Here is a 16800-nt window from a genome sequence, read left to right on the forward strand (position 1 = left end):
GAAATTGATTATACAGAATTTGCAGTAATTATGAGAGGAGAGCTTATATGCAAAATAAAACTTCAATGTCAAATATAAGTAATATACTTGGTATTATTTCTCTGGTTATTCCCACAATTATACTCTTGCTTATACTAAATTGGCTTTTTAAAATAACACCTTTTCAAAGATTAGAAGGTTTCGCCATAATGGTAACACCTTTTATATGTCCAATAGCAATTATTTTGGCAATTGTTTCAAGAATGGTATCTTTTAACAAATTTCGGAAGATAAGTATTGTTTTTAATGTACTTCTAATTCCACTGCCATTCTTATTCTGGTAGTTGAAAATATTATTTTTGGTGTTTAATAAAAAGATAGATACTACCTTAAATTACATTATCTATCTTTTCCTTATTAAATCTCATAACTAATTTATTAATATAATTTTCCCTCCTTTTAATTCTTAAATTTTAGCTTTTAAAATTTATACAGATTCTTCTTTTTCTGTAATGTACCATTCACCTTTTATATTTTTAATAGTAAATGTAATTGGTATATTTGATGAACCCCCTAAAAGATTGTTTTGTAAATCCATTACTTTAACTGAATAAGTCATTTTCACATAAACTATACCCGCCACTCTAATTCGTGAATTTTCCTTTAAGCTAAAATCTACTTTATAAGTTTTTTTATTATTCACTGGATAAGCATTATATATATTTGTTCTTTCAAATACTTGTTGTGACATATGTTTAGGCAATTCATTAGTGTATCCCTTATTAGTCAAAAATGCTTCTTTTACTAAATTGTAAGTATCTGACTGTGAAAACCATCCAGGCATAATTTTAGTATATGCATAAGTACTCATAATGCCTAGGCATAGTATAATTCCTATACTTAGTATTATATTTTTTTTAATATATTGCTTCACTTTATTAAGCATATTTACACCCCTTTTTTTATTCCAAACCCTTCTTTTTAAACTTCATTATTTTCTACAATTACATTCATTTCAATCTTTCCTCCAATTTCTTACTAACACTATATATTTAACTATAACACAATTACCATAAATCAAGAATATTTTTACCATATTTAGGGTTGAATTGACTTTTCATGTCCCAAAAACGATCGTTTTTACTTTTTTCATTGCATTGTATTTCATTGCATTTTTTGGTAATATGATACTAATAAATCAGCACAAAAATATATCATTTAAGGAGAGCTAACCATCGTTCAGTATTGCGTAGCTTGGTGGCTATGTGATGGCACCCCCTATATATAGGATAAAATAATAAAAGGAGTTGATTTTAACAATGAAAGCTATACTTATTTGTGATAGTGATATTAAAACTGAAAATAGTGACGCTTTACAGAAATCATTGATGAAACTATTTTTACAAAGAAATATTGAACTAGAATTGTTTGAAATTAATAGAGATAACGTAAAAAACTGCATAGGATGTTTTGGATGCTGGATAAAAACCCCAGGAGAATGTGTTATTGATGATTCATTAAATAGCATTAATAAAGCATATGTTAATTCGGATTTAGCTATTTATCTTACTCCAGTAGTTTTTGGACAATACAGCTCTAATATAAAGAATGTTATAGATAGGTTTATTCCAACTGTTTTACCTTTCTTTGAAAAAAAGAATGGTACCACAGCTCATCCTAAAAGATATGAGAAATACCCAAAGCAAATATTGATAGGCTATAGCGATGACTTAACAAAAGAAGAAAAAGACACATTTATTACTTTAACCAGTGGTAAGTATACTAAAAGCTTTGATAAAGTTTTACTATCTGTTTCAGATAAAGATAATGAAAATATTATTAATCAGATATTGTAGTAGGAGGAGTTTATTATTATGAAAAATGTTTGTTTTATTAATGGAAGTCCCAAAGGAAAAGGATCAAATTCACTCCTTTTTCTTAACAGACTGGATGAAGATATGAATGAAAACAATTATAATAGATTTTATATTCATGTTACCTCAAGTATTCATTCTGGCAAAATTGAAGAGGATTTTAAAACAATGTCCCATGCAGATGTCATTGTTTTTGCCTTCCCTCTATATGTTTTTTCTCTTCCTGGTGTATTAATGAGATTTTTAGAAGATTATTATATGTACTTCAAAAACAATAATAAATCACCTAAAAATGTACGAGTATATGCCATTGTAAATTGCGGGTTTCCCTAACCTACAATAAATGATGAAGCTATTCGAGTGTTAAAAAATTTTTGTGTTAGATTGAATTTAAATTGGAGATTTGCTGCTTCGATAGGCATGGGAGAGGTAGTAGGCGCAACAAAAGACATAAAGTTCATGCAAAGGCTATGCTCAAAAATATACTCTTCACTCTACGAAATTAATAAGGACATTGAAAACAACATTGAGACACTTGTTGAAAATAAATATGTAGCACCAAACTTTCCAATATTTTTATTCGGAGAAATCGGAAAATTAAATTGGATAAATACTGCAAAGAAAAATGGGTTATCTAAAAATGACTTGTATAAAAAGCCTTATATGACTTAAATGTTTTATTAAGGATGAGGGTTAACAACTTTTGAAATATTAAAACTGTTAACCCTTTCCAACTACATAGTTATAAATGATTTAGTTGCTCCTACTATAAACTAATAAAAGAAATCAACTCAATTACACTTATAATATTCTTCAACATCAAAACGGTCTGCATTCATTACCTTATTCCATGCAGCTACAAAATCTTGTATGAACTTTTCCTCATTGCCCTTAGATGCATAAACCTCGGCAACTGCGCGAAGTTGTGAATTTGATCCAAATATAAGATCAACTCTTGTTGCTGTCCACTTCATCTTCTCTGTTTCTCTATCAAAACCCATGAATTTTTCCGTACATTCAGGTACCACCTTCCACAGTGTATTAATATCAAGAAGGTTTACAAAGAAATCATTTGTAAGACATTCTTCCCGCTTTGTAAACACCCCATCCTTTGATCCATTATAATTAGTATTTAACACACGCATACCACCAATTAATACTGTCATTTCTGGAATAGTTAGTGTTAATAATTGCGCTCTATCAATTAACATTTCCTCTGATGTTACTGCATACTTATCTTTTATATAGTTTCTAAATCCATCTGCCTTAGGTTCAAGAACACTAAATGCATTTATATCGGTTTCCTCTTGGGTTGCATCGGTTCGTCCTGGCGTAAAAGGAACAGTAATGTTGTACCCTGCATTTTTTGCAGCTTGTTCAATACCAGCACATCCACCTAATACAATAATATCAGCTAAAGAAACCTTCTTCCCCTTTGAATGTGACCTATTAAAATCCATTTGAATTTTTTCTAGGATATTTAAAACCTTGCTAAGCCTTTCCGGCTCATTAATTTGCCATTCTCTTTGTGGCTTTAGACGTATTCTTGCCCCATTTGCCCCTCCACGCTTATCTGAACCACGAAATGTTGATGCAGATTCCCAAGCTGTTGTAACAAGTTCTGATATTGACAAGCTTGAATCTAAAATCTTTATCTTAATCTCTAAAATGTTCTTTTTATTAATCAATTTATAGTTAACTTTTGGCACTGGGTCTTGCCAAATAAAATTTTCTGTTGGAACTTCTGGTCCGAGATACCTTGATATCGGTCCCATATCTCTATGGGTTAATTTAAACCAAGCCTTGGTAAAATTCTCGGTAAATTGCTCTGAATTTTCTAGATAATCCTTTGCTATTGGTCTGTAAATAGGATCATAAATAAGTGCTAAATCTGCTGTGGTCATCATAGGTCTATGCTTTATTAATGGATCATAGGCATCAACTACCATGTCCTCTTCATCTACATTTTTAGCTAACCATTGGTATGCTCCAGCAGGACTTTTAACTAATTCCCACTCATATTTAAATAATGTTTTTAAGTAACCCATTGTCCACTTTGTAGGCTCTGCTTTCCATGCACCTTCAATTCCACTACTTATGGTGTCTGGGCCCTTACCAGTTTTATAGCTATTTTTCCACCCCAATCCTTGCTGCTCAATTGGTGCAGCTTCTGGCTCTGGCCCAACATATGAAGCTGGTGCGGCACCATGACATTTACCAAAAGTATGTCCACCTGCTATAAGAGCAACAGTTTCCTCATCATTCATTGCCATACGAGAGAATGTTTCCCTTATATCATTGGCTGATGCCCTAGGATCAGGGTTTCCATTGGGTCCCTCTGGGTTTACATAAATTAAGCCCATTTGTACAGCAGCAAGAGGACTTTCCAGTTCTTTATCATCTTTATTGCGCTCATCTCCAAGCCATTTTTTTTCACTCCCCCAATAAATATCCTCCTGTGGTTCCCAAACATCCACTCTGCCACCACCAAATCCAATTGTCTTAAGTCCCATAGATTCTAATGCGCAGTTACCTGTAAGTATCATAAGGTCAGCCCAAGATATTTGATTTCCATATTTCTTTTTTATCGGCCAAAGTAAACGACGTGCCTTATCTAAATTTATATTATCTGGCCAGCTATTAAGTGGTGGAAAACGTTGCAATCCTTGTCCACCACCTCCTCTACCATCACCAACTCTATAAGTTCCAGCACTATGCCAAGCCATACGAATAAAAAATGGTCCATAGTGACCATAATCAGCAGGCCACCACTGCTTAGAATCTGTCATCAACTTATATAAATCATTCTTTAGTTCATAATAAGCTAATTTTTTAAATTCTTGCGCATAATTAAAACCTTTAGACATAGGATTGCTTAGTTCTGAATTTTGACGAAGAATATTAAGCTTAAGCTGATTTGGCCACCAATACTCATTAGTTGTTCCCCCACCTGCTACTGCTTTACTTGTTCTTCCTGTCACTGGACATTTTCCTTCTAACATAATACTATCCTCCTTACCCTTCTTCTTTACCTACCTGCACATCTAATTAATATATATATATATACATAAATGTAATGTAGCCTTTCTCCTATAAATACTATTACTGTAAATTATATAAATATATAACTAGCAATATGAGTGAATTGATAAATAATATTGGGTAAGTTATCTGATTTGTTTAATAATTATTACACTTGTTTATTACAGAGTTTATGAAGAGTCCGACTTAACTACAACTGTAGATTATGCTCACCCTTGTATATATAAAATAATTTTATTTTTTAAATTCAAATACTCCATTAGGATTTATTTTTAAAAAAGAAAAAATTTCATTTAATGCAGTTGTTGCTTCCCCTTTTGACGGAAAATATGCTATTTGATGAGCATCTTGTCCCCAAAATGTACGAGTTGCAACACCATTTAACACATACTTCTTATCTTTCATTCCATTGCATGCTCTAATATAGAATTGATAGCAATTTACTATTTTTGCATTTTGTTCATTGCAATTACTTTTAATCCACATAATTTATAGTTCCCCCCGGTATACAATTTATCTTTATATCACTATTTTTAACAAATACGTTATAAAATCTGTATTTAATAATAGCATAATTACCATAAATTTAGTATGGTTACATTTTCATCATTAGTATTAGTCGTTATTTTATGAAACTTGTGAATTTGTTTGTTTAATGAAAATATTTAAAAGTATTTTTTAGCTCCTTTTAATGATTTATCCATAAGTTCAATTAATCTACTACTTACATTCCAATAATATCCATTACTTTCTAACATTAGACCACTATTACTATCATCCCAAATTGAACCTCCCATATTAAAAGTGGTTGATATCGATAGTTTTAAATATTTAGTAGATAGTGCTTCTTTAGGAGGAAAATTACTTGCTTCAAGTTTATAAAGCCTTTTCGTTTTTGCTATTTCTTGTGCTATCTCTAAAACTAATTTAGGATTTGTAATTATATAACCATGATCTTTAGTTATTATTGTTACTTCTTTTAAATCATATTTAGAAATGTTAACTCCCCATATTGAAATATGTGTTGAATAATATATAAATCCTGTAAAAGCTAAACCAATTGCAATAATTATGGATATTCCAATCTTTGTCTTATTTTTCATTTTCTTGCCCCCTTTTTTTCATTAAACTATGTATAAGCATGAATTATTACTATAATTAATACATCATAGTTAAATTAACCAGGGTATATATTATCGCGTGATTTTTCACAATTGCGTCGCATGCTTAAGAAAGTTGCGAATGAATAACTAAATAAGCGTTATACCATTCCTTATACCCTTCTTTCTACTACTGCCAGCATGTCATCTTCAGCGCCGAGAATAAAGTTAAAAATAATACCTTTACCAATTATCTTGCTTAATCATAAGTTTTTAACCTGTCCTATAGTTAAGCCTGTTTTATCTGCTATGGTTTTTGAATCTAATACATCCTTTAACTTTTTAGCTATACTTATTTTCTCTTCTAACCTACCTTCTTCCATATATTCATTTATCATATATTCATTTATCATATATTCTTCTTCATCTAAATATTCTTTACTGTTTTTCCAAACACTCATAGCCTTTTGATCGGTATTTAACTGCTTTAATCCTTCTTTTGTTATCTTTATTTCCATTTCTCTCATAATACCAACTTTGCCGCTGTAATCAATTTTTCCACACTTAACTAATTCTTTCACTCTCCATAATATATACTCATCAGAAATTGCTATCTCACTATTTCCTATCACCGACCCCACAATTCTAGCTGATTTTGTAAATTCCTTTGGGGTATATTTTAATACATCTATATCAAAATAATTTTCGTCTACACTTTTTATTTGTTCATTTTTGAAAACACGCAATATAGAGTTATCATTTTTTAATAATTCCCAAGTAGCAAGAAGTTGTTTATATTTATTTGAGTTAAGTTTTTGCTTTAAACTGGTATATTTATCTACATATTGAGGTACAATATCTCCAGCATCTCTAGCTAAATACACATTGTCTTTATCTTTTACTATTGTATCTGTTGCATTTATTAAATATATATTTAAATTTCTATCCTTTAAAAGTTCTAAGGCATATAACATTCCACAAAACTCTTGACTGGAACCGTACCATAAGTATAAAGTATCCTTGTCATTTATTTTAGAAATTTCATTGTAAAATGTATTATAATTTTCCTTTAAGTCATCTGCACCATAATTCGCAAAATACTCCCCTTCCTCAACTTTACTCCCCCAATTAATTCTTTCTTCAATGTTCACTTCACCCTTTATAGGCCCCTGTGAAAGATCATCAGAAAAAACTATAACCTTTTGCTGGCCATCCATTTCATTCATCCTAATAGCAACTCTAAATTTTCCTCCTGCACTTTCTGAAAAACATATATTAACTATATTATCCATTGTCATACCCCTTTCAAGTTCGCACACCAATAATATATTGAAGCTAATCATTTCTTACATTAATTTTCCTGTAGATTTTTAACTTGCTCTACACTTAACCCTGTTTTATCAGCTATAGTCTCTATATCTAATACATCTTTTAAAATTTTGGCTATAGCTATTTTTTCTTTCATTCTACCTTTTTCTCTATATTTATTTTTCATTTCTTGTTCTTGATCTGAATCTTTTTTATACTCTTCCCATATCTTCATGGCATCTTTATCAGTACTAAGATATTTCAATCCTTCTTCCGTTATTTTTATTTCCATTCTTATGAATCCAAACTTGCCGTTGCACTCTATTTTTCCTACTTTAATTAGTTCTTTTATTCTCCAAAATATATACTCATCCGAAATTTTATCTTCACTTTTACCTACCACATCACCTAAAGTTCTCATAGATGTTTTAAATTCTTTTGGTGTATATTTTAGTATATCTATATCAAAATAATTTTCATCTACACTTTTTACCTTTCCATCCTTAAGAACACGCAATATAGAATCATCCTTTTTTAAAGATTCCCAGGCATCAAGAAATTGTTTATATTCATTTGAATTGAGCTTTCTTTTTGCAGCAGCATATTTTTCTATGTTTTCTGGTATGATTTCTCCCATATTATTAGCTTGGAATACAATCTCTTTATGTTTAATAACTGTATCTTTTATATCTATTATATATGTATTTAGCTTCTCGTCTTTTAAAAGTTCTAATGTATATAGCATTCCGCATAACTCTTGGCTAGATCCATACCAGATGTATAAAGTATCACTGCTATCCAGCTTAGAAATTTCATCATGAAACGCATTATAATTTTCTTTTAACTCCTCTGTATCAGAATCAGTAAATAAATTTAATGGATCAGCTCCCTCAAAAATATTATACCAATTAATTCTTTCCTCAATATTTACTCCACCCTTTATAGGTCCCTGTGAAAGGTTATCAAAAAGAACTATAACCTTTTCATTATCCTGAAGTTCCTTGGTACTTACAGCATGGCTTAAAAGAGCTCCTGCACTTTGTGAAAAACATATGTTGCTTATCTTATTCATAGTTATCCTCCTATTAAAAGCCCTTAATTTTTAACTGTAAAAATATTATCTACTTCATTACTGAATACAAGTTCGTCATAAAATATATATTCAACTATACCATAAATACTATAAATTAAGTATTTCTACAATTTTTTTCAAATGAGCAGTAGTAACAAAGTGAATGTACCACAATTAGTATTCATAATATTAATATAAGTAACCTAGTCACTAAAATTATTGTTTTTTTCATATCTCACAACAAATTTACTAGAAGGTAAATAATAAAGTTTATATCTGCTTTTTTCTATAGGCTTAAATTTCCAAGGATTATATTGATATTCTTTACCATCTAAAATAAATGAATTAGGCCATCCAGTCATATACGTTTTTTGTACTGTTCCCTCGTATACTAACAACTTTTCATTCAAAGCATACTTTATATCCTTAATTTTAGGTAAAGTAATATTATAAAAAAGTGAACCGACTACCGGTACTAATATAATTATCAATATTAGATAAATCTTTTTTCTCTCCGTTCGAAATAATTTTAAAACTGTTACTATTTTATAAATACAAAAAATTCCAAAAATCATTTCTATAAATACAGTTCCATAAAAATAGTTCATTAACCATACACACCCTTTTGATTTTAAAAATTCATAATAATTCTCATTATGTATTTTCCTACAATTTAAACTAATCATACCATAATTATCATCAATTACTTTTAATCGTTTCATAAATAACTAATAATCCAACAATTAAAGCTCTTGTTCTTATAGCAACTTCAGTAGGCTATGACCTTTAATTGATAACTATATGTACTATTTTAGAAATAGAACGAGGACCTTTTAATCCCTCGCTAAAACTGACTTTTCCTATGCAAACTACTTTAATAAAAGTATTAATGAAGTTTTTGAGATTGACTGTAGACGATGATGAATTGCATGAATAGGCAATGAATAAAGCAATCAGAATTTCCGTTATAATAACAATATTGACTTTAATGGGATATTCTCTTTATAACTTAGTTTCCGGTAGATTTTTAATTACACTGTCAATAATTATAAGTGTATTAACTACAATTAATATATTATTTAAATTCAAATTATTTGCTAACCCTATAGGAATTATTAGATATGATGTGTTAATATTATAATAAATTTTCTTATTCTACCATTAGCCGTACCTTTTTTTCCTAATAGGAACAAAATACTTAGTCGAGTTGCCTATAAAAAAGAGCAAAAAGAGTTAAAGAAAATATATTCAGCAGAAACAATAAATTCTACTAAATCCATATTTTTATTTTTTAAGCAAAATATGTAATTCATATTTGCCGTTTGTTTTATATATTTCATCATAGAGCCGCCATGAATTTTGAAGTAAAGCATTTGGTATATCATTGAAGAATACTGTAAATTAACACAAAGCAAATATAATATTCCTTTTTATTATAAGTAAATAGCTAAATTTACAACTTATTATACTCCCAGTGTCTTATTTTACAATATTCCTTAAATCCAATATTCCTTAAATCCAATATTATTATATACATTTCTACCCATATCCGAGGCTTGTAAAACACCATACTTACAACCCAAGTCCTTAGCATCTCTTAACGCTGTCTTCGCAATCAAAGTTTCAAAACCTTTTCCCCTAAATTCATTCGCTGTACCGACTAAATGAATCCCTGCAATTGCATCTTTAATATAAAGCATTAAAGTAGCCACAATTTTATCTTTGTAATAGCAACATCACAATTTATCTCATATAGTTTTTTAATAGCTTTTTCTGCTAACACTTTTCCATATCCATTTCCCCTGTTTCGAGGCAATATTGCCACTTCTCCAAAGCCACCTAAAATATACTCTTCTCCATCAAATTCGGATTTCCTTTTATGTATCCCGCAACTTCCAATCGCTGTATCATTATCATACATAATAAATTTTCCAAGACTAACATCAACAAAATCTAATTTGCAATCTTCATCAGGAACATCTTCAAAACATATATTATTTATTTCTGTTATTTCTTTGTTTTCTTTTATACTAATATTTTTAGTAAGCAAAAATATTATTTTCATTACCATACCCTCCCACTTTAAATCATTCTATAAAAATACTATTATGATGATATAAAACTGCTCTTTTTTATCTTTGCTAATATAATATTAGGTATTAATTTTGTTATTGTAAAAGGCATTAATTGTAAATCTTCATTATCTATTCCTTTAGTTAGAGCTAATACATATACATAGATAAAGCTACCTAATATAACTGCTAAAAGGGTTGAAAATGTATTTGATAAATATGTACTAAGCAATAAATTGAAACCTTTAAACATCACATATTGTGAAGGATAAACAATAATTGCCATGGATAAAGATGATATAAGTGGTTTAAATGAAATTTTAAATAATGATAACTTTATTTTTAATGTCTTAACTAAAAGTAGTTGATTTAATAATAATGGAATTATAAAATATGTTATGTTTCCCAATAATGCACCGTAAATATTGATATTATGAATTGATACTACGTTATAATTTATAACCACTTTGAGTATTATACCAACTAAAATATATGATGTAGCTTTATATAATTTGCCCATTCCCTGTAGTATTGTGGTTTGTATTAAAACTATTGACCATAAGACCACAATAATTGAACCAAGTATCATAAATTTATAACCTTCTGGCATTGTTGGAAAGAGCATAACGTATATAGGTTTACCTAAAATAGAAAATCCAACTGCAGATGGTATGGCAATAAGTAAACATATCCTAAAAGAGTATATAATTTTCCTTCGTACTTCATTTAGCTCTCCCAATATATTTGAAGCTGAAATTGATGGTAATAATGCCATTGAGAGTGCTGTAATAATTGTAATAGGTATATTTATTAATGTATTAAATTGACCGATTATTCCAAATAATGAACTTGCAATACTATCACTAAAACCTCCAAAAATCAGTCTATCTTTCACATTAACCATATCTATTAGGCTACCTGCATTCTGCATACCAAGACATATTGTTATAGGAATTGCATATTTAATAATTTTATTTGAAAGATCTTTTGTGCTAAATTTTATATGAGTAGGTTTCTGTTTCACTGCACTCCTAAGTGATATTTTATTTTTTCTATAAACCATTAGTAGATATATAATTGCTCCAAATGCTCCTAAAGACGTACCTATGGTTGCTCCAGCACATCCAACCTCAATTCCATACTTAATTAACACACACGCAAATACCAAACTACTTGCTACATTTATTAATTGCTCTATTATTTGAGATACAGCCGTAGGAATCATATTGCTAGTTGCTTGAAAATACCCCCTATAAACAGAAAGTATGGATGTAAATAAAATTGCTGGAGATAACGTTTTAATTGCTATATAAGCTTTTGGAAATTTAACTATTTGAGATAGTGGTACTGCAAACCAATACATCAACAAAGACATTACAAGCCCTATTACAGCCATAAACACTAGTATTAATTTAAAACTTTTTGTTGTATCAGTGTAACGTCCCTTGGCAATTAGTTCGGATAATAGCTTTGCTGTAGCAACAGATATTCCCGAATTAGTAACAACATAAACAAATACATAAATAATATAGACAGCCGAGTATACTCCATAACCTTCTTTCCCTATAATCCTAGTTATTAGTATTATATATAGTATAGATATTATTTTCACTATTATTGATCCTAAAGTTAATATTGCGAATCCTTTTGATACTGACTGTTTTTTCATACTGCACTTCCTAACATAAAAAATATAAGCATTTCTTCTAAATTCAAATAAAATATGCAATAGCCTCAAAATGTATGTGGCACAATTCCTGAATTTCAGTAGTATATTTAAGATCATTACTATGATAGGGCAACAATTATTATAGCTTTTATGAATATTTTATAATAAAAATTATATAAAGTTATGCTCATTACTTCATAATGATTTTTCATATAGTCTAAACCAGTTCAACCCATAATTTCCAAGCCCCAAGTCAACTGTATCAACATATTTAAACCCACATTTTTCATACAGACTAACGGCAGGTATATTACCCTCGTAGACATCTAACCTAATTGATTTAGCTTGTGACATAATACTGTGTTCAATAGAAAAGTCCATTAATGCTTTACCTACACCACATTTCAAGAATTCTGAGTGCACTACAAACGTATGTATAACAAAAACATCTGAATAGTCAGACTCAAATTTCCATTTAGCGTTGTAATATGCTGATTCAGGTTCATGGCTTAAAATAACAGAACCAATGATTTTCCCATTATATTTTGCTACATAGAGGTTACCGTTCTTAACTCCATCAATTGCATTTTGCCGAACAGGGTATACATCCTTTTTCCACCCTGGAAAGTTTACTCCTTTTGCCAAATGGTCATTTAAACCATTATAAAGTTGTTCTAATTCATCAATATCCTTTTCTTTTCCTAAATCAAATATTATATCCATATGTGTATCCCTCCAATTAACATGAAATATAAATAATCTTGTCTTCATATGCCTATAGGCATTTCAACAATTCATTGCTCCCATTGTACAAAATACATAATCCCACCTCTTTATGTAATGTTAAAATTTCATCAAATACTTCTACATAAGGAGAGCCTGATATAAAATCAATATTTATATTTTCCTTAATTACACAAGACACATATTAAGGAAAGACCAACATTCCTAAAACCAATGCAACATCAGGACATAATCCTGGACTATTCTCTGCAATTATTTGGGCTATTTTGAAGATTGTTTACCCCACATGCTTTTCGCTTAAACCCTTTAATCGGCTGTTCAAGTATAAGAACTCCTGCACCAGTATTTATCCATACTTTTTTCATTTGAATTTTACAATTTATATACTCTCTATTTCCCATATAATTACTTAAAATTTACAAATTAGAATTTAACTATTTCATTCTTTTAAGTGTTTCATCCAGTGAAATACATTCTGCATATCTACAATTCCACATAAATTCATTATAGTATTTGTAACTTTGATCTGAAGACATAAACTTATTATTAACTGTTGTATTTGCATACGCTGGAACTATAATATTAAATCCATGTTCAAATCCACATTTTATAGTAGCATCAATACAATAATCTGTTTGAAGCCCTACAATAATTATATCTTTTTCACCTTTACCTATTAAATATTCTAATAAACCAGTACCATTGAAAGCACTATTAACCTCTTTATCAAATATTTTTTCTTCATTGATTGGTTGAAAGTTTTCATATATTTCAAACCCATCAGTTCCTTTTGTTAATTCACTTCCTATACCATCATCATGACGTACATATATTACTTCAATATTATTTGTCCTAGCCTCATGTATTATTTCTTTAACATTAGATATAAACATATCTAATTTATATAGTTTTTCATTTGTTATTAACTTTTGTGTATCAATGACTAATAAAACCATCTTTGTCTCCCCTTCAAATTTATTATTTGTTAAGTTGTTTTACATCTTTCATATGTCCAATTGGAATATTATCGTTCATTAATCGTAGTTTTACAATTGATGCAGCATTAAAGAAAGGTGCGACTGAATGGAATAACTAGTATGAACCTATGTTTTTTATTTTCGCATTTTTCTACTCTTGTTGATGAACAATAATAGAATATTCTGCATTGGTTTTATATTTGCTACCTATTTATAAAGCAAATGTATTTTCTATAACGCCTGGTAGCAAGGTATAAATTGATTTTCCTATTTTACTTTCAAAATATTGCTTTATCTCCATTGTTGATTTCCACTTATCTATAATCAAGTCATTAATTCCATACCTAAGTGCTACATCTATCATTCTTTTTTCAACTAGGCAAAAGCCAGAAGGAATAGCGATTGCATCACAAAATTGAATCAATTTATCGTATTCATTAAATTCTATATGTCTCAAGTAGTCTTTTATAAACTCTATCTCTGATTCACAACAATCCCACTTTCCTGAATAACACTCTATTTCCTTAACCAAAAACGGATGTGTAATACATATTCTTGCAGCCTCATTAAAGCCTTTCTCTTTTAAGAAATTATATCCACTAATTATATGATGCATATCAGTAACTCCTTCTCTTCTACCTACATCATGTAAAAGCCCCAATATGTATGCCGTTTCAGAATTTAGTCCCTCCGTTTCTTCTGCAATAAGCCTTGCTGCTTCCGCAACATATTTTGAGTGATTAATCCAAGGTCCTGGATTTAACCTTCCTGCCTCTTCTAAAAATATCTTTGCTTCATACAATATGGGTAAACCTTGTATTCCATCGTTTTTCATTTTACTTTAACTCCTTTATTTTTTATATAATTGATTCACATTATGAATAGGTTTGGATTCAGATGTTGAGCCGATAAAAACTATCACCATAAGTATATACTTAAATGATGATAGTTACTAAAATTGCTCAATTTCTGAAACAAGCTAAAGAACGATGCCGCGTTTCCACTACTATGGGGATTCAATCTTTTCCTCTTTCTGAAATTCGCTTTAACACTAAGAATATTAACTCTAATTTCCACAAATGTATCTTAAATCCTTCTAAGTCTTAATTATTTTCTAAAAATAGACGTAATTTCCCCCTCCCCTAAATAGAGACTTTATGCTATTTTATTTATTCCCCCTGGTGGCGAATAATTTTGGCGATTTAACTTCTCTTTTGTAATCATTTTACCTTTACCACAGCAAGAACAGATATTTATATCTATTCCTGTCAGCTTTAAAAGAAGCTCCGCTGTACTTAACTTAACCTCTAAAATTTGATTTTTATTTTCTACTGCTCCTGTAAGTTCTTTGCATTTTTGAAGCTTAGTTGGCCTATTTCTGTTGCTTAATATTCCATAATGTCTAATTTTAACAAACTTTCTTGGTAAAACATGCATGAAAAATCTTCTAATAAATTCATCTACTTTAAGTGTCATAAACTTTTCTTTATTATGGTCTTTATAATCCCTCCACTTAAATGTTACATATCCATTTTCTAAATTTATAATTCGATGATTAGATATTGCTACTCTATGAGTGTATCTACCAAGGTATTCAAGTACGTACTCCGCACTCCCAAAAGGAGGTCTACAATATACAATCCATTCTTTTTTATATAACTTATCTATGAAGCTCTGAAATACATGTTTCTTTGTTAATTCCTCAATTCCTGTAGTATATTTAAGTGAATTACTATAATAAGCTCTTTTAAAGTAAAATAAAAATTTACCTCTGAATTTTCTTGAAAGTACTTTCACTGGGATAAAGAAATCTTTTTTCGAATTTATCCATCTGTTACCATCTAAAGTTAATCCGCCACTAGGAACTATACAATGAAGGTGTGGATGATTCATAAGATTTTGACCCCACGTATGAAGAATTGCCATAAATCCAATTTCTGCACCCAAATATTTTTTATCACCTGAAAGTTCAAGTAGTGTTTCGGAAACAGATTTAAAAAGAATAGAATACATTTCCTTTTGGTTTGTTAATGTTATATAGTTAAGCTCTTCTGGAATAGTGAAAACTACATGAAAATACCCTACGGGCAATAAATCCTCTTTTCTTTTTTCAAGCCATCTTTCCTTGGCTAAAGTTTGGCATTTAGGACAATGCCTGTTTCTGCAGGAATTATAAGAAACCCTAACGTGCCCACATTCATCACATTCGTCTACATGACCACCAAGCTCTTCTGTTCTACAAGCTTCAATATCTATCATAGTTTTTAAAATATTCAGCGGAAGCTGATGATTTCTTCTATATTCATCACCATATTGATTGAATATATCTTGAATCTCAATCATCGTTCTCTCCTAAGAGAATATCCAACGGACTCTTTATATTAAGTAAATCCATCCTTCTAAGATGTAAATAGATAGTGGTTGTAGTAATTCGGGTATGTCCTAAAAGTCTTTGAATGTAGCAGATATCCGTACCAGCATCTAATAAGTGAGTTGCAAAGCTATGGCGAAGCGTATGGACAGTTGCATGCTTAGTGATTTTAGTTTTTTTTATAGATTTTTCGAGCATTTTCTGAACACTACGTGGACCTATAGAATCTGTACGACCCTTTCCAGAAAATAAATATTCCGTAGGATGATATTTGCTCCAATACTCTCTGAGGATTTCTAAATTTGCCTTAGACAATAATGAATATCTATCTTTTTTACCCTTACCCTCTCTAATTAATATTTGCATGTTTTTACTATCAATATCTGTTATTTTAAGGTTACAAACTTCACTAACTCTTAATCCTGCGGAGTAGACCGTCATGAGAATTGCCTTATGCTTAAGGTTTTCAGTAACATCAAAGATAGATTTAACCTCATCTGGAGATAATACAGCAGGTAATTTTGATGGTTCTTTCATCCTTGCAATTTTGTCAGAATTCCAATATCTATTTAGCGTTTTAGTATAAAAAAAT

General features: G+C 29.8%; 21 protein-coding genes. 4 read left to right on the forward strand and 17 right to left on the reverse strand.

From position 1 onward, the window contains the following. The first annotated feature begins 47 nt into the window (after positions 1-47). Positions 48-323: a hypothetical protein gene (locus KPL44_RS21585; protein ID WP_216254710.1), complete on the forward strand. Its 276-nt coding sequence runs from the start codon at positions 48-50 to the stop codon at positions 321-323. Between the two features lie 143 nt (positions 324-466). On the opposite strand, the gene KPL44_RS21590 is transcribed toward KPL44_RS21585, so the two are convergent. After that, the gene (locus tag KPL44_RS21590; protein WP_216254763.1) at positions 467-925 is read right to left on the reverse strand and encodes a hypothetical protein; all 459 of its coding nucleotides are present in this window, start codon (positions 923-925) and stop codon (positions 467-469) included. A 373-nt stretch (positions 926-1298) separates the two neighbouring features. On the opposite strand from KPL44_RS21590, the gene KPL44_RS21595 reads away from it, so the two are divergent. Genes KPL44_RS21595 through KPL44_RS21605 form a run of 3 tightly spaced genes read left to right on the forward strand, consistent with a single transcriptional unit; the run spans position 1299 to position 2525 of the window. After that, positions 1299-1835 (forward strand): flavodoxin family protein, encoded by a 537-nt coding sequence (locus KPL44_RS21595; RefSeq protein ID WP_216254713.1) that lies wholly within the window; start codon positions 1299-1301, stop codon positions 1833-1835. Positions 1836-1853: 18 nt separating this feature from the next. Then, positions 1854-2186, forward strand: a complete 333-nt coding sequence (locus KPL44_RS21600) for an NAD(P)H-dependent oxidoreductase (RefSeq protein ID WP_216254715.1) — start codon at positions 1854-1856, stop codon at positions 2184-2186. Positions 2187-2237: 51 nt separating this feature from the next. After that, entirely contained in the window at positions 2238-2525 is a 288-nt protein-coding gene (locus tag KPL44_RS21605) for a hypothetical protein (RefSeq protein WP_216254717.1), read from the forward strand. Between the two features lie 119 nt (positions 2526-2644). On the opposite strand, the gene katG is transcribed toward KPL44_RS21605, so the two are convergent. The 16 genes from katG to KPL44_RS21675 all read right to left on the reverse strand — a co-directional run. Continuing rightward, positions 2645-4855, reverse strand: a complete 2211-nt coding sequence (gene katG / locus KPL44_RS21610) for a catalase/peroxidase HPI (protein ID WP_216254720.1) — start codon at positions 4853-4855, stop codon at positions 2645-2647. 274 nt (positions 4856-5129) lie between these two features. Next, complete coding sequence (locus KPL44_RS21615) at positions 5130-5381, reverse strand: hypothetical protein (RefSeq protein ID WP_216254723.1); 252 nt, start codon at positions 5379-5381, stop codon at positions 5130-5132. Between the two features lie 179 nt (positions 5382-5560). Further along, positions 5561-5998, reverse strand: coding sequence for a hypothetical protein (locus KPL44_RS21620; protein ID WP_216254726.1), 438 nt, complete (start codon positions 5996-5998; stop codon positions 5561-5563). Between the two features lie 260 nt (positions 5999-6258). After that, on the reverse strand, positions 6259-7287 hold the full coding sequence (locus KPL44_RS21625) for a DUF1835 domain-containing protein (protein WP_216254729.1): 1029 nt from the start codon (positions 7285-7287) through the stop codon (positions 6259-6261). Positions 7288-7346: 59 nt separating this feature from the next. After that, positions 7347-8375 carry a DUF1835 domain-containing protein gene (locus tag KPL44_RS21630; RefSeq protein WP_216254731.1) on the reverse strand — a complete coding sequence of 343 codons (1029 nt, stop codon included), beginning with the start codon at positions 8373-8375 and terminating at the stop codon, positions 7347-7349. Between the two features lie 203 nt (positions 8376-8578). Then, positions 8579-9097, reverse strand: a complete 519-nt coding sequence (locus tag KPL44_RS21635) for a hypothetical protein (protein ID WP_216254734.1) — start codon at positions 9095-9097, stop codon at positions 8579-8581. Between the two features lie 562 nt (positions 9098-9659). After that, positions 9660-9755 carry a hypothetical protein gene (locus KPL44_RS26110; protein ID WP_367302965.1) on the reverse strand — a complete coding sequence of 32 codons (96 nt, stop codon included), beginning with the start codon at positions 9753-9755 and terminating at the stop codon, positions 9660-9662. Between the two features lie 116 nt (positions 9756-9871). After that, positions 9872-10075, reverse strand: a complete 204-nt coding sequence (locus KPL44_RS21640) for a GNAT family N-acetyltransferase (RefSeq protein ID WP_216254736.1) — start codon at positions 10073-10075, stop codon at positions 9872-9874. After that, a complete protein-coding gene (locus KPL44_RS21645; protein ID WP_216254739.1) occupies positions 10075-10440 on the reverse strand; it encodes a GNAT family N-acetyltransferase in 366 nt (121 codons plus the stop codon). Before KPL44_RS21645 ends, KPL44_RS21640 begins: the two co-directional genes overlap by 1 nt. Before the next feature lie 41 nt (positions 10441-10481). Beyond that, positions 10482-12116 (reverse strand): putative polysaccharide biosynthesis protein, encoded by a 1635-nt coding sequence (locus KPL44_RS21650; RefSeq protein ID WP_216254742.1) that lies wholly within the window; start codon positions 12114-12116, stop codon positions 10482-10484. A gap of 195 nt (positions 12117-12311) precedes the next feature. After that, positions 12312-12839 carry a GNAT family N-acetyltransferase gene (locus KPL44_RS21655; RefSeq protein WP_216254745.1) on the reverse strand — a complete coding sequence of 176 codons (528 nt, stop codon included), beginning with the start codon at positions 12837-12839 and terminating at the stop codon, positions 12312-12314. 260 nt (positions 12840-13099) lie between these two features. Then, on the reverse strand, positions 13100-13225 hold the full coding sequence (locus tag KPL44_RS25925; protein WP_301182989.1) for a hypothetical protein: 126 nt from the start codon (positions 13223-13225) through the stop codon (positions 13100-13102). Between the two features lie 69 nt (positions 13226-13294). Beyond that, a complete protein-coding gene (locus KPL44_RS21660; protein WP_216254748.1) occupies positions 13295-13816 on the reverse strand; it encodes a cysteine hydrolase family protein in 522 nt (173 codons plus the stop codon). A gap of 232 nt (positions 13817-14048) precedes the next feature. Then, on the reverse strand, positions 14049-14672 hold the full coding sequence (locus KPL44_RS21665; RefSeq protein ID WP_216254752.1) for an HD domain-containing protein: 624 nt from the start codon (positions 14670-14672) through the stop codon (positions 14049-14051). 320 nt (positions 14673-14992) lie between these two features. Further along, the gene (locus KPL44_RS21670) at positions 14993-16180 is read right to left on the reverse strand and encodes an IS91 family transposase (protein ID WP_216254755.1); all 1188 of its coding nucleotides are present in this window, start codon (positions 16178-16180) and stop codon (positions 14993-14995) included. Next, positions 16173-16800 (reverse strand): tyrosine-type recombinase/integrase (locus KPL44_RS21675; RefSeq protein ID WP_216254757.1); only part of this gene is annotated, 628 nt, incomplete at its 5' end. The genes KPL44_RS21670 and KPL44_RS21675, both read right to left, overlap by 8 nt.

This window comes from Clostridium sp. DSM 17811 (assembly GCF_018861905.1).
GTDB classification, from domain to species: Bacteria; Bacillota; Clostridia; order Clostridiales; family Clostridiaceae; genus Clostridium_AD; species Clostridium_AD frigoriphilum.